At 52.5% G+C, this 23,767-nt stretch carries 24 protein-coding genes; 4 read left to right on the plus strand and 20 right to left on the minus strand.

Features of this window, described 5'->3' with window-relative positions; translation table 11 throughout:
* Positions 1–32 precede the first annotated feature (32 nt).
* Positions 33–1,271, plus strand: coding sequence for a helix-turn-helix domain-containing protein (locus BLW29_RS13420; RefSeq protein ID WP_177186615.1), 1,239 nt, complete (start codon positions 33–35; stop codon positions 1,269–1,271).
* Positions 1,272–1,353: 82 nt separating this feature from the next.
* Here BLW29_RS13420 and BLW29_RS13425 read toward each other — a convergent pair whose 3' ends face one another.
* The 16 genes from BLW29_RS13425 to BLW29_RS13500 all read right to left on the minus strand — a co-directional run bounded on the left by BLW29_RS13425 (position 1,354) and on the right by BLW29_RS13500 (position 15,640).
* On the minus strand, positions 1,354–1,692 hold the full coding sequence (locus BLW29_RS13425; RefSeq protein WP_090980272.1) for a hypothetical protein: 339 nt from the start codon (positions 1,690–1,692) through the stop codon (positions 1,354–1,356).
* A gap of 198 nt (positions 1,693–1,890) precedes the next feature.
* Positions 1,891–2,370: a transcription elongation factor GreA gene (gene greA, locus BLW29_RS13430; RefSeq protein WP_090980274.1), complete on the minus strand. Its 480-nt coding sequence runs from the start codon at positions 2,368–2,370 to the stop codon at positions 1,891–1,893.
* A 148-nt stretch (positions 2,371–2,518) separates the two neighbouring features.
* Entirely contained in the window at positions 2,519–2,794 is a 276-nt protein-coding gene (locus BLW29_RS13435; protein WP_090980276.1) for a hypothetical protein, read from the minus strand.
* Between the two features lie 43 nt (positions 2,795–2,837).
* Complete coding sequence (locus tag BLW29_RS13440) at positions 2,838–3,689, minus strand: AraC family transcriptional regulator (RefSeq protein ID WP_177186616.1); 852 nt, start codon at positions 3,687–3,689, stop codon at positions 2,838–2,840.
* 138 nt (positions 3,690–3,827) lie between these two features.
* The gene (rlmN, locus tag BLW29_RS13445; RefSeq protein ID WP_090980280.1) at positions 3,828–4,892 is read right to left on the minus strand and encodes a dual-specificity RNA methyltransferase RlmN; all 1,065 of its coding nucleotides are present in this window, start codon (positions 4,890–4,892) and stop codon (positions 3,828–3,830) included.
* Between the two features lie 102 nt (positions 4,893–4,994).
* Positions 4,995–6,641: a DUF4091 domain-containing protein gene (locus BLW29_RS13450; RefSeq protein ID WP_090980282.1), complete on the minus strand. Its 1,647-nt coding sequence runs from the start codon at positions 6,639–6,641 to the stop codon at positions 4,995–4,997.
* A gap of 25 nt (positions 6,642–6,666) precedes the next feature.
* A complete protein-coding gene (locus BLW29_RS13455; RefSeq protein ID WP_177186617.1) occupies positions 6,667–7,269 on the minus strand; it encodes a carbohydrate-binding family 9-like protein in 603 nt (200 codons plus the stop codon).
* A gap of 176 nt (positions 7,270–7,445) precedes the next feature.
* Positions 7,446–9,386 carry a diguanylate cyclase domain-containing protein gene (locus BLW29_RS13460; protein ID WP_090980286.1) on the minus strand — a complete coding sequence of 647 codons (1,941 nt, stop codon included), beginning with the start codon at positions 9,384–9,386 and terminating at the stop codon, positions 7,446–7,448.
* Positions 9,387–9,760: 374 nt separating this feature from the next.
* The gene (locus tag BLW29_RS13465; protein ID WP_090980288.1) at positions 9,761–10,288 is read right to left on the minus strand and encodes a hypothetical protein; all 528 of its coding nucleotides are present in this window, start codon (positions 10,286–10,288) and stop codon (positions 9,761–9,763) included.
* A gap of 73 nt (positions 10,289–10,361) precedes the next feature.
* Positions 10,362–11,783 carry a sensor histidine kinase gene (locus BLW29_RS13470; RefSeq protein WP_090980290.1) on the minus strand — a complete coding sequence of 474 codons (1,422 nt, stop codon included), beginning with the start codon at positions 11,781–11,783 and terminating at the stop codon, positions 10,362–10,364.
* Complete coding sequence (locus tag BLW29_RS13475; protein ID WP_090980292.1) at positions 11,780–12,517, minus strand: response regulator transcription factor; 738 nt, start codon at positions 12,515–12,517, stop codon at positions 11,780–11,782. Before BLW29_RS13475 ends, BLW29_RS13470 begins: the two co-directional genes overlap by 4 nt.
* Before the next feature lie 210 nt (positions 12,518–12,727).
* Positions 12,728–13,921, minus strand: a complete 1,194-nt coding sequence (locus BLW29_RS13480; protein ID WP_090980665.1) for an MFS transporter — start codon at positions 13,919–13,921, stop codon at positions 12,728–12,730.
* Between the two features lie 90 nt (positions 13,922–14,011).
* The gene (locus BLW29_RS13485; RefSeq protein WP_090980294.1) at positions 14,012–14,440 is read right to left on the minus strand and encodes a MerR family transcriptional regulator; all 429 of its coding nucleotides are present in this window, start codon (positions 14,438–14,440) and stop codon (positions 14,012–14,014) included.
* A 200-nt stretch (positions 14,441–14,640) separates the two neighbouring features.
* The gene (locus tag BLW29_RS31425) at positions 14,641–14,784 is read right to left on the minus strand and encodes a hypothetical protein (protein ID WP_177186618.1); all 144 of its coding nucleotides are present in this window, start codon (positions 14,782–14,784) and stop codon (positions 14,641–14,643) included.
* 139 nt (positions 14,785–14,923) lie between these two features.
* The gene (locus BLW29_RS13495) at positions 14,924–15,307 is read right to left on the minus strand and encodes a rhodanese-like domain-containing protein (protein ID WP_090980298.1); all 384 of its coding nucleotides are present in this window, start codon (positions 15,305–15,307) and stop codon (positions 14,924–14,926) included.
* A 15-nt stretch (positions 15,308–15,322) separates the two neighbouring features.
* Positions 15,323–15,640 (minus strand): rhodanese-like domain-containing protein, encoded by a 318-nt coding sequence (locus tag BLW29_RS13500; protein WP_090980299.1) that lies wholly within the window; start codon positions 15,638–15,640, stop codon positions 15,323–15,325.
* 215 nt (positions 15,641–15,855) lie between these two features.
* Here BLW29_RS13500 and BLW29_RS13505 point away from each other — a divergent pair, with 215 nt between their 5' ends.
* Entirely contained in the window at positions 15,856–17,418 is a 1,563-nt protein-coding gene (locus tag BLW29_RS13505; protein ID WP_090980301.1) for a catalase, read from the plus strand.
* 143 nt (positions 17,419–17,561) lie between these two features.
* Here the strand turns inward: BLW29_RS13505 and BLW29_RS31430 are convergent, their stop codons facing one another.
* The 3 genes from BLW29_RS31430 to BLW29_RS13515 form a co-directional block, all read right to left on the minus strand.
* Positions 17,562–17,732 carry a hypothetical protein gene (locus BLW29_RS31430; protein WP_177186619.1) on the minus strand — a complete coding sequence of 57 codons (171 nt, stop codon included), beginning with the start codon at positions 17,730–17,732 and terminating at the stop codon, positions 17,562–17,564.
* 148 nt (positions 17,733–17,880) lie between these two features.
* Positions 17,881–19,743: an LTA synthase family protein gene (locus BLW29_RS13510; protein ID WP_371264719.1), complete on the minus strand. Its 1,863-nt coding sequence runs from the start codon at positions 19,741–19,743 to the stop codon at positions 17,881–17,883.
* A gap of 71 nt (positions 19,744–19,814) precedes the next feature.
* Entirely contained in the window at positions 19,815–20,507 is a 693-nt protein-coding gene (locus BLW29_RS13515) for an antibiotic biosynthesis monooxygenase family protein (RefSeq protein ID WP_177186620.1), read from the minus strand.
* A gap of 200 nt (positions 20,508–20,707) precedes the next feature.
* Between BLW29_RS13515 and BLW29_RS13520 the strand changes: the two genes are divergently transcribed.
* The gene (locus BLW29_RS13520) at positions 20,708–21,166 is read left to right on the plus strand and encodes a MarR family winged helix-turn-helix transcriptional regulator (protein WP_090980307.1); all 459 of its coding nucleotides are present in this window, start codon (positions 20,708–20,710) and stop codon (positions 21,164–21,166) included.
* Between the two features lie 16 nt (positions 21,167–21,182).
* Positions 21,183–21,938, plus strand: a complete 756-nt coding sequence (locus BLW29_RS13525; protein WP_090980309.1) for a class I SAM-dependent methyltransferase — start codon at positions 21,183–21,185, stop codon at positions 21,936–21,938.
* A 115-nt stretch (positions 21,939–22,053) separates the two neighbouring features.
* Here the strand turns inward: BLW29_RS13525 and BLW29_RS13530 are convergent, their stop codons facing one another.
* On the minus strand, positions 22,054–23,760 hold the full coding sequence (locus BLW29_RS13530) for a ribulokinase (protein ID WP_090980311.1): 1,707 nt from the start codon (positions 23,758–23,760) through the stop codon (positions 22,054–22,056).
* Positions 23,761–23,767: the final 7 nt, after the last annotated feature.

Raw genomic sequence — 23,767 nt, forward strand, 5'->3', positions numbered from 1 at the left:
ATGAAATTGCGACAGGCAGGGGGCTCATCCCAGTGCATGAAGGGAAAATCATTAAATTCTACCGCGAACGAGCAGAATTGACGCAGGATCAATTGGGACTTGGCATCTGCTCGGATACCCATATCAGCAAAATCGAACGGGGCATTACCGATTATTCGCAAGAAGTGCTGGATCTGCTGTGCGTGCGGCTTGGCATCAGCATGCAATGCGAGCTGGCGAAGTTCAGCAGCATCAAGAAAAGGCTGTACGATTGGCACGATGCGATCGTGAAGCAATTATCCGCGGAGATGGAAACGATTAAGTCAGAGCTCGAGCAGGAAGCGCTTCTGCAAATCTCCGAGTATGAAACGCTTTATTTGCTGCTTCAAGCGAAGTATCTGCTGCTTAAGAATCAAGCGGAGACGGCGCTGCGCATCCTTAATCGCATTCGCAAAACGGCGGTGAGGCTGCCCGATTTCGAAAGCAACCTCTTCAAGCATGTAGAAGGCCTCTACCATATATCCAAACAGAATCACGTGGAAGCCATCACGATCCTCAAGACTATTAACGATAAGGAATATAACAACCCGGAGTATTTCCACCATTTGGCGATGGCCTATCATACGATGAGATCTGAGGTCATGGCCTACTTCTACGCGGAGAAGGCGCGGAATTTCTTCAAGGAGATCAACTGCTTCCTCCGTGTCATCGATGCAGAGATGCTGATGCTCATTCAAGTGCAGGATGATCCGCAGCATGATTTTAAAGAAGTGATCGCGCGGTTCGAGAATTTGATTCAAAGCTGCGATATGTGTAACGCTCCCGACCGCAAAGCCAAAATCATTCATAATTTGGCCTATGAGTATTTGCGTCGCAAGGATTATCAGAAATCGAGCAGTTTGTATTTACAATCCATGGAGCTTAAGAGTCCCCGAACCCTTCCCTATTTGCTGTCATTGGAAGGTTATCTTCGGAGCTGCTTCAAGGGCATTCTGCTGCAGGCAGGCGAGCTGGAGCGATTGGCCCAGGTTGGCCTGACAGATGCTAAAGCCTTAAAGGATCCGGTGTTCATTCTGCTCTTCACGATGCTGCTTCTCCTGATAAATGGCAAAGAGGCGGAGTATTACCAGTATATGAACGAAGAGGCGCTGCCGGTCTTTCGTAAATTCGGCTATGTGTACCTCATCAGACGGTCAGAACAGCAATTGTTTCATTATTACGCGCGAACGGGAAATACGGAAGCGGCGCTTCGGATGGGGCATTATCTCATTGAGGATCATGACATCCTCTAACTGCGCTTCCTAAACAAACGACCCGCAGCAGGAACACTTCATTGTAAAGTGTCCCTGTGCGGGTCATTGTTTTGGAACGAAACTATTTTCTGGTGCGTTTTTTGGAGGATGTTTTCGTGCGTTTGCCGCGTTTTACGCTCGAAACCATGACATCTTTCTCGGAATACGTGTAGCAGTGTTGATATACCGGGCAGCAGTGATGCTGCTTGACAACTTCTACGGCGTGAACAACGTTTACAAGCTGCGGATGGAAGACGTTCTCATATTGCGTAACCGGAGGATCATAGATGGTTTGTGTAGGGCAGTCCGGACAGAATTGGTCGTTTGCGCCCGCCACCATGTTAGGTCCCATATTTGGTCCCATGTTTGGACCCATGTTTGCACCGGCAACTTGGCCCATGTGTGGATAATTACGTTTCAAGGTATAATCTCCTTCCTTGTTTTGGAATACACCACATTGTATTCACAGACGAGCAAGGCGGCCTGTACGCTTGCCATGGAAGGCGATGGCCTTCCGCGATTGCGCGGGTTTCCGTTCGGGAGAGATGCCGGGGATCCATCAGCAAACACGAAAAAACCGCCATGCATCTCTGCAGCGGCGGCTTTTCGAAATATAGAATCAGAGCGCTTTGATCTCAAGCAGCTCATACACGATAACACCCATCGGTGCATTTACATGGATCCGGCTGCCTACCGTTTTCCCCAGCAGCTCTTTGCCAAGCGGGCTCTCGTAGGAAATTTTATTGTCCTGCACATCTGCTTCCGCGGGAGCTACGATTTGATATTCAATCCGTTCGTTGAACTCCACATCGTTTAAGATGACCCTCGAGCCGATTTGAACCGAACCTGAATTATTGGGGTCGGTCTCCACGATGCGGGCCGTATTGAGCATTTTTTCTAAGATGATGACGCGTGTTTCCAAGAACGATTGATCATTCTTCGCGGAATGATATTCGCTGTTCTCTTTCAAATCCCCGTAGCTAATGGCAAGCTTAATCCGTTCGGCCAGCTCCTTGCGTTTCACGTACTTGAGGTCGTCAAGCTCCTCCTGCAATTTAGCAAAGCCCTCTTTGGTCAAAATCATTTCTTCGTTAGACATCGTTACAGCTCCCGTTCCATGGAATTCCTCTATTCTACCCGATTTGGGGCCGAATGTCGCCTCGTGTACCCACCTCAATAATTGTTGACAAAAAAAAGGCTCCCTATAAGAGGGAAACCTTCACAAAAATTGTTAAGCGATTCTGTCATTAAAGATCGATCGCCACATGGGGTTTACTGTAATGACTCACGCCTCCGCCGCCTACCATAACCTTGCCGCCTCTAGGGAAAACAAGCAATTTGGAAGCGCCGGTACTCAGCAGCACGGTTACCTTTGCATCATTTCGGGCGGCCGTATACACGACATACCCGCTTCTGGTTAGGGAGGTCCGCCAATAGTTACCAAACTCAGATCGGACTACTCGGCTGGAATAGACCTGATTCTCTCGTTTGACCACCTTCGCTCGCGTTTTAGCTTTAGCCATCGCTCGTACCCATCCTTCATCACGTAGTTAATCCTACGCTATCCTATTCCGAGGATGGAGGGACGATTGGACGCAATGGCACATAGATATCGAGCTCTGAATCCGCGCGTCCTTCTTGGCAACGAGCATCATAGTATTCATAATCATAACCGCGATCACCCATGCCGCGAAGCGTCTCTCCGGAAGCCGTGAGCCACTCGCCATAGATATAGCGGAAGGTCTCTCCGAGCAATTCGGTCGAACCCACATGCGTGAATACCGCATATCTTCCGCCCGGGATGGTATATACCACTGCGTCTCCCGGCATCGTTTGCAGCGGATCGGCCACCTCCGTGCCTGCCAAATAATCGAACTCTCGCTCCCGATCTCCGCTTGTAAGCGGATTGTAAATCTCGAGCCCGAAGCAGACCCTCTCGTCTACCTTGCCCGGAATACTCGCCCAAATGCGGCTAAGCGATTTCCAGGCCTGCGCAATGTTGCGATCCTTCGTCGTATCCGTCGTGCATAACACGCCCGCGACATGAATCGTCTCACGGTTAATCAATACCGGCTCTCTCATCGTACACACTCTCCTTCGCAGGGATTGCGGAGGTTCTCCGAACCGTTTCATAAACGAGCGGATGAAGGATTCGTGGCTGCCATATCCGATGTCAAAGCCGATTCCCGTGCCGGACTGCTCCGAGTCCCGCAACCTTCTGGCAGCGTAAGCCAAGCGGCGCTCCCGAATATAGTGGGACAGCGTCTCTCCAGTGCAAGCATAGAACAGCCTGTGAAAATGAAACGGCGAATACCCCGCCAGCTTCGCGAGCTCCTCTAACCGAAGCTCCTCCTGCAAATGCTGTTCCACGTAAGCTGCAGCCCGCCATATTCCCTTATACCGCTCTTCCTCTTCCATTCGGATCACCTCCTTGCTCTCCATGTTAGGTCATTGCCGCTCGCTGCACCTGACATTTCTTGCGAAGCTATATCAAAAAAGGCGCATCGCCGAGTATGACACGGGATACGCCTAATCTGATTGTTCATGGTCGGCTGATTATACAGTAGCCTTTATTTGCTTACTCCGCAGCTGGCCGCAAGCCGCGTCGATATCTGTCCCGTGCTCGAGACGGACGCTGACGCTGACGGATTGCTTCTTCAATGCATCGTAGAAGATGCGAATCGACTCCTGCTCGCTGCGCTGATACTGACTGTGTTCGTCGACAGGATTGTACGGAATCAAGTTCACGTTCACAAGCGGGCGGCGATCGCCGATAAGCTCCGCAAGCTGCAGGGCATGCTCCAACTGGTCATTCACATCCTTGAGCAGAATATACTCAAGCGTCACACGGCGCTTATTCTTGCTCAAGTAATAATCGATAGCCTTCATCAACGGTTCGATCGGAATCGCGCGATTGATCTTCATGATGCGCGTGCGGAGCTCATTATTCGGCGCATGCAGTGAGACCGCCAGGTTAACGCCTAGGTTGCGATCGGTAAATTCTACGATTTTGTCAGCCAGACCGCTTGTGGAAACGGTAATATGTCTGGCCCCGATGGCAAGACCCTTATGATCCTTGACGGTTTCGATGAAGTCGACCATGTTCTCGAAATTATCGAACGGCTCCCCGATCCCCATCACGACGATGTGGCTGACCAGTTCGCCTTGCTGTGCGGCATCCAGATGCACTTGCACCTTCATAATCTGGCTGACGATTTCGCCCGCTGTCAGGTCGCGGCTCTTGGCAAGCAGGCCGCTTGCGCAGAAGCTGCAGCCGATATTGCAGCCAACTTGCGTCGTTACGCAGACAGACAGCCCGAATTTATGCCGCATGAGCACGGTTTCGATCAGATTGCCGTCATGCAGCTTGAGCAGGAACTTAATCGTGCCGTCGGCCGATTCTTGCTTGGTATGTTCGCCGAGCGTCTGAATGTCGAAGTGCTCTGCCAATAAAGCCAGGCAAGCCCCGTTCACATCCGTCATCGCCCCGAATGACATAACCCGCTTCCGGTAGAGCCAATCCCATACTTGCCGCGCGCGCGACGGTTTATGTCCATGCTCCCCAAGCCAGCTCGTGAGCTGGTCGAATGTGAAGCCATATATGGATGGTTTATGTTGCATATCCGTTATCCTCTTTTCAACACCTTGTATTCGTCCCTATCTGACTAGTATTGTCCCAAAATTCCGAGACGAACACAAGGGCGGATCACGGCGTCTGCCATTCTAGCCTATGATTTCGGCAATTCGCTTGTTCACCGTTTCGCGTAGATTCAGCAGCCACTCGCTCTCTGCAGGGTAGCTGCTGAACGTTATATTGCCAATAAGTGCTTGCAGCTCATCCTTGCCGCCCAACTCTTCCAGCAGTGCAAAAGCTCTCATATCTTGCAGCGCCTCATAGAACACTTCCATACGGATCGATTCGATCGGTCCCTCTTCTCCGGGGTAGACAAGGAAGGCATCTCCCGATGGAAACGCATGGCCGGCATCCGTCGTTATATACGGGTTGATCGGTTTGATTGAGTACTGGCTGTACCAGAAATTAAAGCCCCAATGCAGGAAACCGGTGATTCCGAACTTGTGCATTTGCACGCCGATGATCCGGTTTCGAGCTGATGGGAACGTGAAGAATCGGTTAGCGACTTCTTTGTACTGTCCGCAGCAATAGTACGTCCACAAGTCCGGTACGCCTGCTTCAAGGAAAGGCTCGATATGGTTCGTAGCCGGTATCGGACGTGGAACCAATCCGGATTCATAGAATTCATAATCGGACAAAGCATCGATAACCGGATACCCTTGCAGCATCGGTCTGAGCCAGTCGCTTGCTTGGCGATAATCCTCAAGCGCGCTCATGCTCGGCTCATCGGAAATGTGGAAGTACACCTGCTTCTGCAGGCTGCGGCTTTCTACCCACTTCAGCAGCTCCGGAATAAGCTGTCCCAGGAAGCTGCGATATTCCTCGCCGGCCGCCTCTGTTTCCCATCCGAAAATCCGTTTATATTCGCCGTTCTCATGGGCCATAATCTTAGGCGCATGCTTCGCACCCCACTGTGTGTACAGATGGGAGAACTCGAAGGAACGTACGCCGGCCGCCAGACACATGTCCGCCCAGCGGTCCAGCTTCTCGAAACCAAACGAATACAGGCTGCCTGCCTTCTGGACATCCACCAGCTGTACGGTAGGCCGCTCTCCCCCGACAGCCGTATCGAGCGGCGGCGTGAACAGCGGCGTCAGCAGCAAATTAATGCCGTGCTTGACGGCTGTACCGATGAAGGCTTCCAGCAAGCGCCAGTGTTCTTCGCTGAACACCGGTACGTTGTACTGCGTCGCAATACAATCGGTATGGAACCACTCGGTGTGGATCAGCTTCTGCTCAGGCAGTTCGCGCGGAATGACCGTCAGCGCGAAGCTCTCTTGAGCAAGCTGCTCCCCTTCCGACGTTTCGAATGCTATATTCAGGTCGAATGTCCCGCCCTGCTGAGCACGATCCACTTCTACCGTTACCCACACAGAGCTCCACACATTCGGGAGTGCCGTCACCCCACTGGTGGTGATCGGATACAGCGGATCGGGAAATAGTCCCGGCGTCGCTTGGAAGATCCGCGCATCATGATCGGCATACATAGGCATTTCTGATGGAACAAGGCCGACGGAGCGGACGGTTATGGGATTATTTTGCAGCTGGGAGGTGACGGTTAGGTTGATGTTCTTGCGCATCTGCGCACTGCGATAGGCTACTTGAAACGAATAGACTTCTCCCCGGAGGGCGCTCCCCTTCTGATAGGCAGGCTCTTGGAGCTCGCCGTCCTGGGCGAAGATTTTGACGAGTGAACTGACGCACCGCGTCTCCAGCTGGTTATGGTTTAGGGTCATCGATACTTCCTCCTTGAAATGATAATTAGATGAGTACTAGCGTGCCAAATCGCTGCGGCTTATGAAAATTAACCAATCCCGTCGGCTGCCAGGCTTGATACTCGCGGATGCCATCCTGCCGTTCGTCGATCCGATAGAAGTTAACCCGCCAGCGGAGTCCCGCTTCCAGCGGCTTGCTGAACGTGTTCGCCGGAATACGGATGTCGTACATCCTTTGTCCCGGTTGAACCTCGCTCACCTCGGTATGCAGCCCCTCAATGTCCCATTCCGTATCGATTCCAACCGAACCGCTGCCGTCATTGGTAATCCGCGCATCGAATACGACGTTGCGGGGGCTGACCTCCAGCTCTATGTATTGGGTGCCGCTGCCATCCTCATCGATAAACACCTCTACCACGTCCTGGTTATACAGCGGCTCATCGCGCTCGCTGTAGTCCGAAACCATGTGCTTATCCTCGCAGTGGAACTGAATCCGCAACGCCTCCGCCGTCCATCCGCAGCGAACCTTCGTCCATTCCGTCGGCGCGTCACCGCTTACCGTATCGCGCAATAAGATCCATTCACTATCCATACCAGTAGTCTCGCTGATTCGCTTACATGCGTAGACTTGCTGATCATTTGTGTCCATCCTACGGTCCACCTCAGTTCCACTAGAATCTTCCATGCCTCTATCATCATCATAGCTAATCCCAGTGCCGATTGATTTAGCATAAAGGGATAAAATTTAGACGATTCCGAGATCACGGGTATGCGGGCTGATAGGGATAAAAACAAAAACCTCCCTGAGGGAGGTTTTTCACTTGCTTAGCTAGTGCCGACTTCGGGATGCTGCTTCTTGCTGCTTGCGGCGGCATCGTTGTAGAAGCAGAATGTGCCTCTGCCGATTGTTTTGGCCTCATACATCGCTTGATCCGCGTATTGGAGCAGCTTCGTCGCATCCATGGCGTCATCCGGATAGATTGCGATCCCGATGCTGGCCGAAATCTGAATTCGATTGCCGTCTACGATATCAAGCTGCCGAATGGCGCCAATGAGATCAAAGGCCAGCTCCTCCTGCCGGATGTCTCCAACTGCTTCATCCACAAGTATGACGAACTCGTCGCCTGCCCATCTGGCACAGGTACCGTAGCCACCCATTCCGGTTTTGAGCAGCGCCCCAACCTCCTGCAGCAATCGGTCGCCCATTTCGTGGCCGAGTGTATCGTTAACTCGCTTGAAGCCATCCAGATCCATGAAGAAGACGGCAAAAGAAGTTCCTGCCTCTGATGCTCTTCGCATCGCAATGCGCAGCCGCTCATTAATGTATCTGCGATTCGGCAGGCCGGTCAGGTCGTCGTAATGCGCTTTGCGCTCTTCATCGGTTCGATCGCCGAACGTGAAGAGATGACCATGCAGCAGACCGCCATCCTTGCTGATAATCGGGCTGACGTAGCATTCATAATGGCGCAGTTCACCGCCTTCCTTATGGAAGGCAACACGCTCCCGGAACGGCTGCAGCCGCTGCTCAAAATATTGCTTAATCTGATCGCCCAAGCTGCCATAATCAGCCCGCATCTCTTTGCAATAGATCGCGAGCGACTGTCCGACGGATAGCTCTCGTCCGAACATCGTTTTGAATCTGCGATTGACGAAGACGACACGTCCATCGCTGTCGCACATCGCAATCGACTCGTGGCTGGATTCCAGCATCCGTTCGATGATTTTGTTCTGCTCGGCGATGGTCTGCTCACCTAGACGGCTCTTCGCAAAGAGGGATTTGTAGCGGCTCTCGCTGTCCGTTACTTGGGTGTAGAGCTCTGTCATTTTGTAATACATTTTCGTAAACTCGTAGATCATGCCTGCCAGTACGATATTGGCGCAAATGAAGGTGTCCAGCTTCGAGACGTACCAGCCTATGCTGAATCGATTACCGCCGCTCATATTGATGCCGACATCCAGCACGGTTGCAAGCAATGCCACGCACAGCCAGGAGGAGGTTACGGTGCTTCCTTTGGTCATGTAATAATAGAGGGCTAGTGCAAGCAGGCTGATTATCAGCGTAGTCAGGCCAAATCCATACATGGCGAGCGGCGTGATGCGACCATGATCCATTAGAACGGGAAGCTTGTCGTGCAAGGCTAGCGACACATACCCGATTCCTGCCACCACTGCAAGTACTGCAGCTCCTGTCAGAATGGTCATGAGTCGCGCGGTTTCGTCGCGAAGGCGTACCTGCTTGTACTTGACCTCGGTGACGATATGAAGCAGGATCGCGATGGGGAATCCCAGATGCCAGAGGGAATAGATATATTCGGCTGACTGATTGCCCCCCATGAGGAACTTCGGTTCTGGGCTGTGTTCCATGCCTGGGCCTGGGCCTGGGCCCGGCCCCGGTCCTTGCATGATGGGACCCGGACCGAAACCATCAGGCGGTATGATCCCTGGAAAAGAGAACAAATATAGAATCGTCATGCAAGCCGAATAGAAGTAGCCTCCTGCCAAGATGAGAATGGAAGGAGAACGGCTGACTTTGAACTGGCTGTAGAGCACGAACACCGTAATGAGCTCGAAGCAGATAACCGCGGAGCATAGTGCGGACAAGAACGCATTATTATTGGGCACCGTTATATGCGCAAACGGTAGGGAAGCAAGCGAGGCAAGCGCTATAATCGCACCAACGATAAAAGCAAATCTGCGCTGTGAAGGGTTGGATTCTAACGTAAATAACGTATAGGCGAGCGTGCCTGACGATGCTGGTTTCTTCATGTCGACCTCCACAATAAATCTGTGGTGACATCATTCGACATGCTATCCAGAAAACCCTCTTTATGGCAAGTTGAGCGTGCGAATCCGGAGGCGAATTCGAGGGGCAATGGCGGGCGATGCGGCGAAATCTGGCGATTTCGCTCCTTGTGCGGTAACTGGTACCTCTCTTCATCCACCTCCTCTCACCTTTAGAGAAATAACCGCTTATTCCACTAGAAATCAGCTAGTTTGACCACTTTAAGCGGTATTGCCGCTTACAGTATTTGAATAGCTCGGGTTTGACCGGGCAGCGTGGAAACAGAGCGCATAACAAAGAAGCTACCTCACTCCATCCGGTAAACGCGGATGATGAGGCAGCCTCGCCTGCTGTAAAACTAGACGCCAATCGAAGTGAGCAGCGTTTGCAGATTTTGCTGCAAGGTCAATACTTGCTGCTTCACCTGGATGATTTGTTCCTTGAGCGCGATGATTTGCGTGAGATCCGCTGTACCCGCATCTGTGTTGCCGGCTTGCTTAGCGGCCTTGACTTGTGCCCATAGCGCCTGCTTCTGCGTACGAAGCGCTTGAATGGAGTCATGCTGCGATTGAATCTGCTGCGTCAGCTGTTTCAGCGATGCCTTCAGCTTTGCTCTTTGCTCTTTCGGCATCGCCTTTACCGCCGATTTGTTGACGGCATGCAGCGATTTGATTTGAGCCGCCAGCGCTTGCTGCTCCGCTCGCAATGTAACGAGCTGGCTCTTAAGCGCCGCAGTTTGCGCCTTCCACTCGGCATGCTGCCCTTTCTTGGCGGATGCTGCACCACCGTCGGCATTTGCGCTGTCTGCGAATACCGCTTGAGCGGATCCTGCCGTAAGCGCCAGTCCGATTACGACTGCCGCCAGTTTTTTGCCCAGCATGTTCATCTTATTCTCCTCCTGTTGCCCATCGATTTGACTTACATGCTCAACTCTACCGCGCAAATGTTTCAAAAGTTTGTCATGACCGCTGCAGAGGCAGCTCCACGATCATCACCGTTCCTGCTCCCAATGTGGATTCCGCCCGAATAGTCCCGCCGTGGGCTTGCACAATGTAACGGGAAATCGTGAGCCCCAGCCCCGATCCCCTAGACGTGCGGCTGGATTCTGCTTTGTACAAACGTTCAAACAAGCGCGGAATATGCTCGGCGGCAATGCCGCGGCCATTGTCCGCAACCGCTAGCACGGCCATGCCGCGGGCATCAGTACGAAGCCGCACTTGAACCGTTGTTCCGGCAGGGTTATGATCGAGCGCATTGCCGATCACATTCAGAATTACTTGCCGCAGCCGCTGCGGATCACCCTGCAGCATGACAGGCTTAGCGGCGTCAGAGTCGATGGCGCTATCCGTCTCCAAGCGCATCCCTAGTTCCTCGGCCTTAAGCGTGCACTGATGCGCCGTCTGCAGGCAGAGCTCCGCGAAATCGATCACTTTCATGTCGTACTTGATCTGATGCTCTTCGAACGCGGACAGCTCACTGAGCGTATCGATCAAATGGTTCAGTCGCAGCAGCTCCGCCAAAGAAAGCTTCACAAACTCCGTCTGCTCACTCTCCGTCAAGATGCGATCGGTTAATGCCTGCAGCGTCCCTCGGATGCTCGTAAGCGGCGTTCGAAGCTCATGCGCAATATCCATAAGCAGCTTTCTTCGCTGCTCCTCAATACGTTCGATTCGTTCCGCCATCATATTGAAGGAAACGCCTAGTCTCGCCAGCTCATCGTCGCCTCGGACTTCGACCCGACTGGAGAAATCACCTCCGGCCACCTTATCCGCGGCTTCGCTCATCCGCTGAATCGGCCGGACAAATCTGCGCGCGGCATACCATAGCAGCACAACTAAAGGCCCCGCGCACAGGAGCACCACCAGCCAGATGCTTCTGCGTATCGGCGCGGCAAGCTGCTTGGCGTCGGCTACAGATGAGTAAATAAAAGCGGAAGCAATCACTTGCCCGTCACGCTGCAGCGGAAAGCCGATAATGAGCATTTTCTCGTTATCCTGCTTACGGAACTTTGCAATCTTCTCCACGCGGTTCCCTTCATTGACAGTGACAATCCAGCTTTTCACATCCGGATGCACTCCAACCTCGTACAGTCCCTGCTTCAAATACTTCACTTTGCGGCCGACGATGCTGATTTGCACTTTATTTTCCTGCTCAATCCGCTTCAGCTCTTTCTTAAATCCGCCGGTCGTCATATGGCCCTGCTCCAGCTGCCGGTACGCCGCCTCAACAGTCGCTGCCCGCTCATTCAATCGATCCAAGCCCTGACGATAGAAATCCCGCTGCACCAGCCAACTAATCACAACAGTAAGCAGCAGCAAAATCGTGATCGTGATGCACACGGAAGCAGCCAGCCATTGGCGAAATATGGAATTTAGCTTCATTCGCTCCCCACCTCGAACTTGTAGCCGACTCCCCAAATCGTCGTAAGCTGCCAGCCTTGTCCAGCTCCAAGCTTGCGCCGAATGCGCTGAATGTAGAGGTCCACGACACGATCCTCACCTTCGTAGTCCCAGCCCCAAATCTGAGCGATGAGATCCTCCCTTGTATACACCCGCTCCGGATGAGCCGCAAGCCATGCCAGCAGATCAAATTCACGCCGCGTTAAGCTGACCGACTCCTTATTGATGGAGACCGTGAACGCATCGAGCTTCAGCTGCAGGTTGCCTACAGACAGCAGCTTCCCGCCTTCTCTATCCCCACCTTTAGCGTTTTCCCGTTCCCCTTCAGCTTCCCGCCTGCTCTGATGCCGCTCCTCTCTTCGCAACAGCGCATCGATGCGAGCAAGCAATTCATTCGGATCAAATGGCTTCACCATATAATCGTCTGCGCCGATTTGAAGACCCTCTATACGATCATGTACTTCACTACGTGCCGTTAACATGACAACAGGCGTGAAATCGCCCGCTTCCCGCAGCTGCTTGCAGACCGCCCATCCATCCAGGCGAGGCAGCATAAGATCAAGCACGATCAGTTGAAAGTGCCCCGCTTTAATCTTCTCCAACGCATCTTGGCCGTCGAAAGCCTCCTCCACCTCGTACCCGTTCTTGGTTAAGTAAAGCTTCGTAATTTTGACGATAGAAGGATCGTCATCTACGAGCAATATCCGCCTTGGCATCGGTGCCTCCTCCTGTCCTGTCCATATTCCGTATGATATAGCCAAATTATAAGCGACGTTTCGGCCTCATGGGTGAAGAAATCCCGACCATAACGAAAAACCCCGTTACCAACTCATCGGAGTCGATAACGGGGTTTGCTCCTTTCGCATGAATATAACACTAACGTTAACGTTATATTTTGAGCCAAAAAAAGGACGTACCTTCTGCAATTAATGAGCTTCCGCCTCATCTACATGCTTCAAGTGTTTGCGGTTCAGCCAGATGACGATAACCGCTAGTACGACGAAGCCGCCGCCGATATAGAATGGTGCGTGGAAATCAAACCACTCCGCAAATTTAACCGCATAGTAGGGTGCAAGCGCACCGCCGATGAAACGCAGGAAGCTGTAAGCAGCCGATGCCGTGGGACGTTCAACTGGAGCAGCGTTCATCACCGCGGTTGTAATGAGTGTATTGTTATTGCCTAGGAATGCGCCGGCTAAGATGACCATCGCAATAATGACTGACTTCTCCGTTGTCCAATAGCCCATGACGAACAAAGTTACCGCGAAGAGAAGGAGCTGCACGCACATCGATTTCACAGTGCCGTAGCGCTTTTGCAATTTGGGGGCCGTAACAACGGATGTAAATGCGAGCAGCAATCCCCATCCGAGGAACACGTAACCAAGGCCGTGCACATCAACGTGATGCAGGTGGCCAAGTACAAGCGCCGCGTAGACAAGCAAGGTGAAGAATCCGAAATTATAAAGGGCAGCCGAGATCCCAAAGATCAGCAGCGCGCGATGTTTGAGTGCACGGAAAGGATCCAGCAAGGAAACTTTCTTCTTAATCGGTGTCACGGCGGCAGGAGACTTGGCCGCCTTCGGCATCATGAACAAGATCAAACAGAACGCCAGTACCATTAACCCGGCAACGCCATAGAACGGACTTCTCCACGAGATCGCGCCTAGCTCCCCGCCAAGCAGCGGTCCGACCGAGATCCCAAGTCCGACTGCTACTTCGAACAAGATGATCGATTTGCCGACACCGACGCGGGATAACGAAACGATGGCAGACAACGCGGTTGCGACGAAGAAAGCATTACCCAGTCCCCATCCTGCGCGCAGCCAAACGATTTCCATGACATCGCCTGCACTGCCCGCGAGCGCAGAAAACACGGCAATGAGGACGATGCCGGCAAGCAGCATTCGCTTAATGCCTAGCCTCGAGGAGATCACTCCCGTAATCAGCATGGCAACGGCCATAACCGCGTTATAGCTAGTAAACAGCAAGGTCAGCTGACTGTCAGAGGCATGCAGCTGATCCTTCATCATCGGCAGGATTGGGTCAACAAGACCCAGTCCCATAAAAGCAATGATACTTGCAAAAGCGATCGCCCACACGGCAATCGGCTGATTAAACATAGAGTTACTCTTCTGTGCACTCGGCTTCAAAGGGGCTTGCGGCGCTGCTTTATGCGCTGTATTAGGTGTTGACACTTACACTCCTTCTTTCTACGTAGTGGTTTGATCCAGCGCGTCGGTAACGCGCTTCTTAATTTTTACTAATTCCTCGCGAAACTCCTTCATCTTCTCAAGCTTATGATCAATCATTTGCATCTGTTTATCGATCGTGTGCCCTACCTCCACCAGCTGCTTTCGCTTCTGCTCCGCTTCCTCCGTTTGCCTGTAAGCATCGCGATGCTGCATAAGCTGTTCACGAATCGCGACGAAATCGATAATTTCCTGCAGCGAGAAACCAAGCACATCTCTAGCGTTGATGATCTGCTTGAGCCGCTCGATATGCATACGCGTATATAAACGCGTTCCGCCATCGGTCCGCTCCGGCGAAGGCAGTAACCCAATCTCCTCATAATACCGGATCGTTCGTTTCGTCAAACCGCTCTCTTTGGCGACATCATCGATCTTATAACGATCTTCCATTGTGTTCCTCCTCCCTATCTTTGAATTAGAGTGTTTCATTTGTTTTCATCTTACTCCCTTTATAACGTTAACGTCAACGTAAGATTTTAGGCATGGTTTGTACGAGCTTCTTTGGTAAGAAGCCTGTGAATTCTGTGTATGAAGCATACCCAGACGTCTACATCGAAGCCGGAACTGTAAATTTTGCACATGAAGCCCACCTAGACGTCTACATCGAAGCCGATACTGTGAATTCTGCGCATGTAGCCCACCCAGACGTCTACATCGAAGCCAATACTGTGAATTCTGCGCATGTAGCCCACCCAGACGTCTACATCGAACCCAATACTGTGAATTCTGCGCATGAAGCATACCCAGACGTCTACATCGAAGCCGATACAGTAAAGCCCAAGGTTTTTTCTTTGTAATATCGGTTACATGCAAAAAAAGCCTGCTCGCAGCCTCATCCATCCGCTGCAAACAAGCTTATATGGCCTTCCTATTTTACTGGACAAGCTTCCCGCTCCATGCTCCAAGCCCGCCCTGTAAATGGGCGATTTGCGAATACCCGCCGCGCATCAGCTGCCTTGCTGCCGTCTTGCTGCGCATGCCGCTTCGGCAATACAGCAGAAGCTGCTTATCCGTCGGCAGCTCGCCGAGCCGCGACCCAAGCTGGGATAGCGGAATGTTTCTTGCTCCCGGGATGTAGCCGCTCCTATACTCTCCTGCTTCCCTTACATCAATCAGCAGCATATCCGTCGATCCCGTCTCAAGCTCCCGGCGAAAATCCGTTGCCTGCAGCGTGCGGAGTCCTTTGACTTTGCCGAATCTCGAATACGCAAACCATGCTACAACAACGACGAATAATACGTTAATCGCAATGTCCATTACTGCTACCCCCCACTATTCTCCCGTCATCTCACCCGTCCAGCCCAATAAACCGCCTGTCATGTTCACAATCGAGAATCCTCTCTCGCCAAGCAGCTCGCAGGCTAACCCGCTTCTTCCGCCGCCTCTGCACATCACGATGACCTCTCGCGCAGCATCCAGTTCATCCAATCGTTCAATTAACTGCCCGAGGGGAATGTGGATGGCGCCTACAAGATGGCCGGCCGCCCACTCAGCAGGCTCACGAACATCCAGCATATATAATCGCTCACCCAAGCCGAGGCGTTTCTCCACCTCTTGCGGTGACATTTCTTTCCCCACTTGAAATCCCATTGAAATGATATCCTCCCTTATGTTCCTATGCCTCAATTCATATACCCATATGGGTATAGATTCTAGACGACTGCGACCCCACTGTCAACGCGAATCACGTCTTGAACAGCCTCCAAAATTAGCAAGTTCACCTGTACGAGAATCTGAATCAGGAACCATCCACTGGGCAACAATACCACTGAAGTTTACATTTACCTGCGAGAGGAGCTTGGCACATGGACAAGGATTCAGATCAAACGCTCACGACCCGGCAGGGCCACCCTGTAACGGACAATCAAAATATACGAACCGTTGGCAGTCGTGGACCGAGCACGCTGGAGAATTACCATTTTATCGAGAAAATCACGCACTTTGACCGGGAACGCATCCCAGAGCGCGTCGTTCATGCCCGCGGAGCCGGTGCTCATGGCATCTTCGAAGCTTACGGCAAAGCCGGGACTGAAGCGGTCTCGAAGTATACTCGCGCTAAGCTGCTGCAAGAGGCCGGCAAGCAAACACCGGTATTCGTGCGATTCTCCACCGTCATTCATGGCAACCATTCACCGGAGACGCTTCGTGATCCTCGTGGCTTCGCGGTTAAATTCTATACCGAGGACGGCAATTGGGACATGGTCGGCAACAACCTGAAGATCTTCTTCATCCGGGATCCGCTGAAATTCCCGGATATGGTGCATGCGTTCAAACCCGACCCGCTCACGAATGTGCAGGATATGCAGCGGTTCTTCGACTTCGTATCCCTCACGCCGGAAGCGACGCATATGATTACATTCTTATTCTCCCCTTGGGGTATTCCCGCCAACTATCGGCAAATGCAAGGCTCCGGTGTAAATACATACAAATGGGTCAATGAAGCCGGTGAAGCGATGCTCGTGAAATATCACTGGGAGCCACTCAAGCAAGGGATCAAGAACCTGCTGCAGCGCGAGGCCAACGAGATCCAGGGCATGAATTTCAACCATGCCACGCTCGACTTGTACCAGGCGATTGAGGCTGGGAACTATCCGGAATGGGAGCTTTGCGTGCAGCTGATGACGGATGACGAGCATCCGGAGCTGGATTTTGACCCGCTTGATCCGACCAAGCTGTGGCCGCCTGAGCAGTTCCCTTTCTTACCTGTGGGCAAAATGACGCTGAACCGCAACCCCGAGGACTATTTCACCGAAGTGGAGCAAGTGGCATTCGGTACCGGTGTGCTTGTCGACGGTCTAGACTTCTCCGACGACAAGCTGCTGCAGGGCCGAACGTTCTCCTACTCCGATACGCAGCGTCACCGGGTGGGAACCAACTACTTGCAGCTGCCTGTCAATGCACCACAGACGCATGTGGCAACCAATCAGAGCGGTGGACAAATGCAATATCGTCCCGACCGCTCAGCCGGGCAAAATCCGCATGTGAACTACGAGCCATCCTCCATGGGCGGATTGCAGGAGGCAGCACGCAGCGGCAAAGACCACGAGCCGCATTACGATGCCAAGCTGACGCGGCAGAAGATCGAGCGGACGAACGACTTCAAGCAAGCCGGCGACACGTTCCGCGCCTTCGAGAGCTGGGAGCAGGACGAGCTGATCGACAATCTGGTCGGCGCGCTATCGGTGTGTAAGGAGGATATCCGCGCCCGGATGATCGGGAACTTTACCGAGGCCGATGTCAGCTACGGGCAACGCGTTGCCGAAGGGTTGAAGCAATCCGATGGCCGCAACGTTGCAAGCGGTCAATCGCGGCCGGAGAAGGCCGTAGATCAAGCGAAGCAAGCGGGGCACGAAGTGGATCCTTATTAATAGTGATGGTACGAGCTTTCGTCCACAAATGGGATAGCTACTACCGCCTATAGGCGTTGAAAGTGACTTCCAGCGCAAACTGTTGCTGCTCACTAGCCATTCCTGCCCATGTATTGCTCCCAGAGCAACACATCTCCTGCTCACTAGCCATTCCTGCCCATGTATTGCTCCCAGAGCAACACATCTCCGGCTCGCTGGCCGTTCCTGCTCATGTATTGCTCCCAGAGCAACACATCTCCGGCTCGCTGGCCGTTCCTGCTCATGTATTGCTCCCAGAGCAATACATCTCCAGCTCGCTGGCCGTTTCTGCTCATGTATTGCTCCCAGAGCAACACATCTCAGCTCGCTGGCCGTTCCTGCTCATGTGTTGCTTCCAGAGCAATACATCTCCCGAGCATAACAACAAAGGGCTGTCCCTCAAGGCAATTACCTTGAGGGACAGCCCCTTTATATCCCTTTATATTATTCTTTGTCCGGCAGTTGACTCACATAACTGTCCGATAAGTTCAACAGCTTTAACGTACGATTGTATTGATCCTCTGTAGCCCCTTCAGCATGCTCGGTCTCGCTGTTATCGCGGAGCGAGTAGTTCGTGCCATCCATATAATCGATGCCCGGCAAGAACATATCGTCATCCGTAATGACGGAGCCCGACGGCAAGAAATGACGCATCGGCAGCATGTTGGAGCTCTGGTTCAACAAATCTTGGCCAAAATAAATCTGATCCTTTAACGATACACCTAGCAAGTTCGCGGCCGTTGGCAGAATATCGATCTGACCGCCGGTTTGTTCCCTAACGGAAGGAGTCGTCACGCCGGGAGCATGAAGAATTAGCGGGATACGGAACATGTCGGTATACCCGTACTCATGGCCAATCATGCCGGCCACCAAGCTCTTCTCGTCGCGGTCAAGCGAATACAAGGACAACCCTTGATGATCACCGTAGAACAGAATGACGCTGTCATCCCATATCCCGCGCTGTTTCAAATCGTCAATGAACTGTCCGAGCGCGTAATCGGCATAGTTCTGGGCATGAATATAGTTACCGACGATGCTATCGTCGAACGCTTCCGGCAGCTTCATTTTGTACTTGGACTCCGGAAGATTAAACGGATGGTGGGCGCTCATCGAAATGACTTGCGCATAGAAAGGCTGCTCGCCTTCATCTAATTTTTCCAGCTCATCAATGGTCTTATCGTATAAAACTTCATCCGACGAACCGAAGGCAATATGATCCTCGTCGCCGTAGAAGGATTTGTCATAGTAATGATCCCAGCCTACCGCCTTGTACAGCTCTGTGCGATTCCAGAACGAAACATCGTTCGTATGGAACGTCGCCGTCGTGTAGCCATTGGCATGCAGCAGCTTCGGCAAGCTTGGCAGCGCCTTATCCACATTGTGATCGGTTGCCGCTTCATGCTGTGGCACGTACAGGGATGTATTCACCACGTATTCGGCATCTGATGTGGTCCCCTGACCGACCATCGTGTAGAAGTGATTAAAGTGCATGTTCTCCTGCGCCAGCTTGTTGATATTCGGCGTTACTTCCTGACCGTCAATCTCAAGGCCGATCAAGAAATCCTGGAAGGACTCCATCTGCACGATAATCAGGTTCTTTCCTTTGCTGGCTCCAAAATATTGCGGCTGTGGCTCCGGCTGCACCGTGCCCTTAAGCTCATCGATCGCGCTCTGCGTAATGTCGGCCATCGGCACGGTCTCGTCATCTTTGCGGCTGTCGGCGAAGATCGTATAGATCTCGTAATTGAGCAGCCCCATCTCTTCGGCCTGCTTGTTCTCGTTCATACTGGCTCGGTTCGGCCAAATATTAAGCAAGCAGAGCAGCGAGGACACGATGAACATGATGGTTAAGCCTGTTTTTCTCACAGGTCTCATGCCGACTCGCTGTTGAATGTGTTTATGCTTCGGTCGGAACAAGATAAAGGCCAACACGGCGATATCGAGGAAAATAAACAAGTAGTACGGATCAAGCAGCGAGTACGTGCTCTCTCCAACCTGCGCGACTTTACCGGCCTGGGCAAGCGCGTGATACGTAACAATGATGCCATAATATTTGTAGTACATGAGTACAGTAAAATAGAGCAGCGTCAGCAATAAATTGACGATCATATAGTACAGCATCTTCCGTTTGCCCGCTAACCATTCGATTAGACAGAATACCACCCAGAAGAACGGAATTTCCGTTACGAGCGTCATCCAGGACGGCCCTTCGTCAAACACGACCGACCAGGCCAGAATACCCTTCACCAAGAGTATAAGTGTAAAATAAAAAAATCTGCGATTAAGCAGTCTCATCAATGGAGACACCTTCAACAACTCCTTCCCCGGCACAAGCAAGCCATCGCTCTTGCACCGGACGTTCCTTGTAGTTATTCCTGCTAGTTGAGCAAATTGTGTTCCGCCGATCCCACCACATGCGCGAGTTCAAACAGATGCAAACTAGGCGGCTTAGGAAGCACGCCGCAAACCGTCGCCATCATGCCCGGTGCCAGTCCTCGGCCAAAGGCGCGAAGTACTTCTTGCTTGCGAAACATCGCTTGAAAATGTTTCCTGCTCTCGAATTGGCCGACATGAATGGCCTGTCGATTATCGCGGCTGACCAACAAATTCGTCGAGATATAGCCAGGCTGCTTGCGTACATACGGCATCGTGCGCTCGAAATTCCGAATCATGACTTCGCGTTTGCCCGGCGCAAGGTGCACGATATTTAAGAAATACAACGGCGCCAACCCTTGTCCTTGCGCTGTCTTGGAGGAGGGCTGCGATGCGATATGATCGCTGTACTCTACCGTATAACGATTCGGACCCGTAGCTTCCCCCGCCAGTGCATCGACAAGCGCAAGTGAAACGACATGTTTCCCCCGTGTACCTCGCAGAACGCCGCCGCTCTGTACGGCTCCGTCTTGCCATACCCGTTCCATTGCCGATATGGCATGGTCCACTTGTTTCAGCTGCTTGTGCCGGCCTGCAACTTGAAACACCTTTAGTCGAACCAAAGCGCCAACGGGCGATGGTGAATGTCCTATATGGTTTAACGCAACAAACTCCAACTGAGTTTCATTTTCCATCATTGCAGCGTTCCTCTCACGTAATTGCATGTGAAATTTATTACGTACTCGTGTATAGTTGTATCATGCAACTATGTCTATTCGTAATTATACAAGGTATTCAATAGCTGTCAATCGGTCTATCTCTTCCACTTGCATGGATTATATTGAAGCGATATGCTGGAATAAAGATGCTTCACAACCTAGAGAAACGGTGATCCTACATGAACATTGATCCAGGCCATCTGCATCGAATCGAGCATGAATTGGCTATTTTTATGCGTCGAGCCGAAGCTGCCCGTATCGCTTATTTTACCAATACCGGGCTTGATCGCTCTACTTATTTATTGCTGAGACGGCTGATAGACCATGGTCCGCTTGGTATTAAGGCGCTTGCCGACACCTTTCAATTGGATATTTCGACAGCCAGCCGGCAGACCGCTTCACTTGAGGCAAAGGGATATGTGGAGCGAACGGTGGATCCGAAGGACGCAAGGGTCAGCCTGCTCCAAGCCACTTCCACAGGCCGTGAGATGCTGCTCAAAGTGAGGCAGCTGCGCCAAACCTTCTTTACGGACGTGCTGAAAGACTGGACAGAGGAAGAATCCGCCTTGTTCGGAGAACTGCTTGAACGGTTTAATCGGACGGTGGAGGACCACTTGAACGATAGCAAATGTTTGTAAGAGGAGGGATTCGTCTATGAAGGATAATACGAAACGTTTCTCAGATCGCGTGGAGCAATACGTGAAGTATCGACCTACTTATCCGGCAGCTGCTCTGGACTTCATCTACGAGGAGGGGTCTCTTGTACCGTCTTCTGCTATTGCTGATATTGGGTCAGGCACGGGGATTTTCACCCGACTGCTGCTTGAGCGTGGCAGCAATGTCGTGGCCGTGGAGCCTAACATCGAAATGCGGCTTGCGGCAGAGGCACAGCTTGGCGGTTATGATCGCTATCGATCCGTCGACGGATCGGCGGAAGCGACCACGCTGAGCGATGACTCTGTGGATTGTATCGTATCGGCGCAAGCCTTTCATTGGTTCGAGCCGGAATCGACCGGTCGTGAGTTCCGCCGTATTCTGCGCGCTGACGGCCATGTCGCACTAATTTGGAACACTCGCCTGATCGACGATCCTTTTGGAGCTGATTATGATCAACTTCTCTTACACTACGCATCGGATTATAAAGATGTGAACCACAGACGGCTTCATCGCGAGGACTTTGCCTCCTTCTTCCGGGACGGAAGCTATAAGAAAGCCGAGTTTGCGAATGAGCAGCGATTTGATCTGGAAGGACTTCAGGGGCGGACCCTCTCGTCCTCCTATGCCCCGCTTCCGGGCACGCCTAGTCATGAGCCTTATATGGAAGCACTTAAGGTGTTGTTCAACAAGCATCAACAAGACGGCGTAGTTAGCTTCCGGTATACAACGGAGATTTATTTCGGAATGGTGTAACGACGGTTTTCATAGCATTCAAAACAGCACAGAAAGCCCCTTGCAGCAGGCATTGATGTAAACACTAACGTGTTTTCTCATTATCTGCTGCAAGGGGCTTCATTCATTTTGTTTTCTAAACGCTTACTTCATGGAACTCATTCGCTCTAGCGGACTTTGCTGCCGTCTTCATTTCTTTCAAGGTCTTGAGCACAGGGTTGCCGCCACGACCAAAATAATCGTGAAGAGCCTCGTACTCCTGGTACAGCCGCTGGTAGGTTGCTACATTTGCCTGAATTGGCACGAACGTCTCCTCACGGATATGCGCCATGCGATCGGCCGCTTCTACGACGCTGTCGTAGCCGCCTGCTGCGCTGCCCGCGGCCACGCTTGCGAACATTGCAGCCCCGAGCGCTGCCGTCTGGGTAGACGCCGCGATCTTAATCTCCCTGCCGGTAACGTCGGCATAGATTTGCATGAGCAGCCGGTTGCGCTGCGGCAAGCCGCCGCATGCGTACAGCTCATCGACGTGAATGCCTTGTTGGACGAAGGAATCGATAATTTTGCGGGTACCGAAGGCAGTAGCCTCCAGCAAAGTCCGATAGATTTCCTCCGGCTTGGTGAGCAGCGTCAAACCGAGGATCATGCCGGACAAGTCCGCATCCACGAGCACCGAACGGTTGCCGTTCCACCAATCCAAGGCAAGCAAGCCTGTCTCGCCAGGCTCATACGCCGCCGCTCTCCGCTCCAGCCAAGTATGTACGCTTATGCCCTCGGCTTTCGCGGCTTGCACTACGTATTCCGGAACCGCTTCGTCAATGTACCACGCAAAGATATCTCCGACCGCAGACTGTCCCGCCTCGTAGCCGTAATAGCCCGGAACAATCCCGTCGGCAACGACTCCGCACATCCCTTCGACGATTACTTCTTGCTCGCTCAGCAGCAGATGGCATGTTGACGTGCCCATCGCCATGACGAGCTTGCCCGGCGTAACGGCGCCGACGGCCGGTACGGCCGCATGCGCGTCCACGTTGCCCACAGCGACGGCCGTCCCCGGAAGCAAGCCCATTAGCTTAGCCATGCGTTCGGACAATCCTCCCGCTCTCGAGCCAAGCGGCAGGATTTCTCCGCGAAGCTTCGTCGCAGTCAATCCGCTCAAGCGCGGATCAAGTGCCTCAAAGAACGCATCGGAAGGATAACCCGCCTCCTTATGCCAAATCGCTTTGTAGCCTGCCGTGCAGCTATTCCGTACGGGATTATCCGTCATCTGCATGACAATCCAGTCAGCTGCCTCCATAAACAGATCGGTCGCTTCGTACACTTCGCTTGCTTCATTCACGATTTGCCAAATTTTCGCGATCATCCACTCCGAAGACTGTTTGCCCCCGTAACGAGCGGGGAAGCTTTCTTCGCGTTGCTTGGCGAGCTCATTGATTCGATCCGCTTCCTCTTGTGCCGCATGATGCTTCCATAGCTTCACCCATGCATGCGGATTGTCCGACCACTCCGGCAGCATGCACAGAGGTGTCCCATTCGCATTTAGCGGCATCATCGTACAGGCTGTAAAGTCAATGCCTATCGCGATAACGTCTTCGGCGTTGACGCCGGAGACGCGTAGTACCTCCGGCACGGATTTGCGGAGCACCTCCACGTAATCATCGGGATACTGCAGTGCCCAATCCGGCTCCAGCTTCCGTCCGCTTTCCGGAAGTACTTCATCGATGACTCCGTGGACATAGGGAGTCACGTGCGAGGCGACCTCTCGGCCGTTACTTATGTCAACGAGAAGCGCTCTGCCTGACTCCGTGCCGTAATCGACTCCGATTGCATACTTGCTCGTCATCTGGCGT

It is taken from the genome of Paenibacillus sp. CF384 (assembly GCF_900106745.1).
GTDB lineage: Bacteria > Bacillota > Bacilli > Paenibacillales > Paenibacillaceae > Paenibacillus_Z.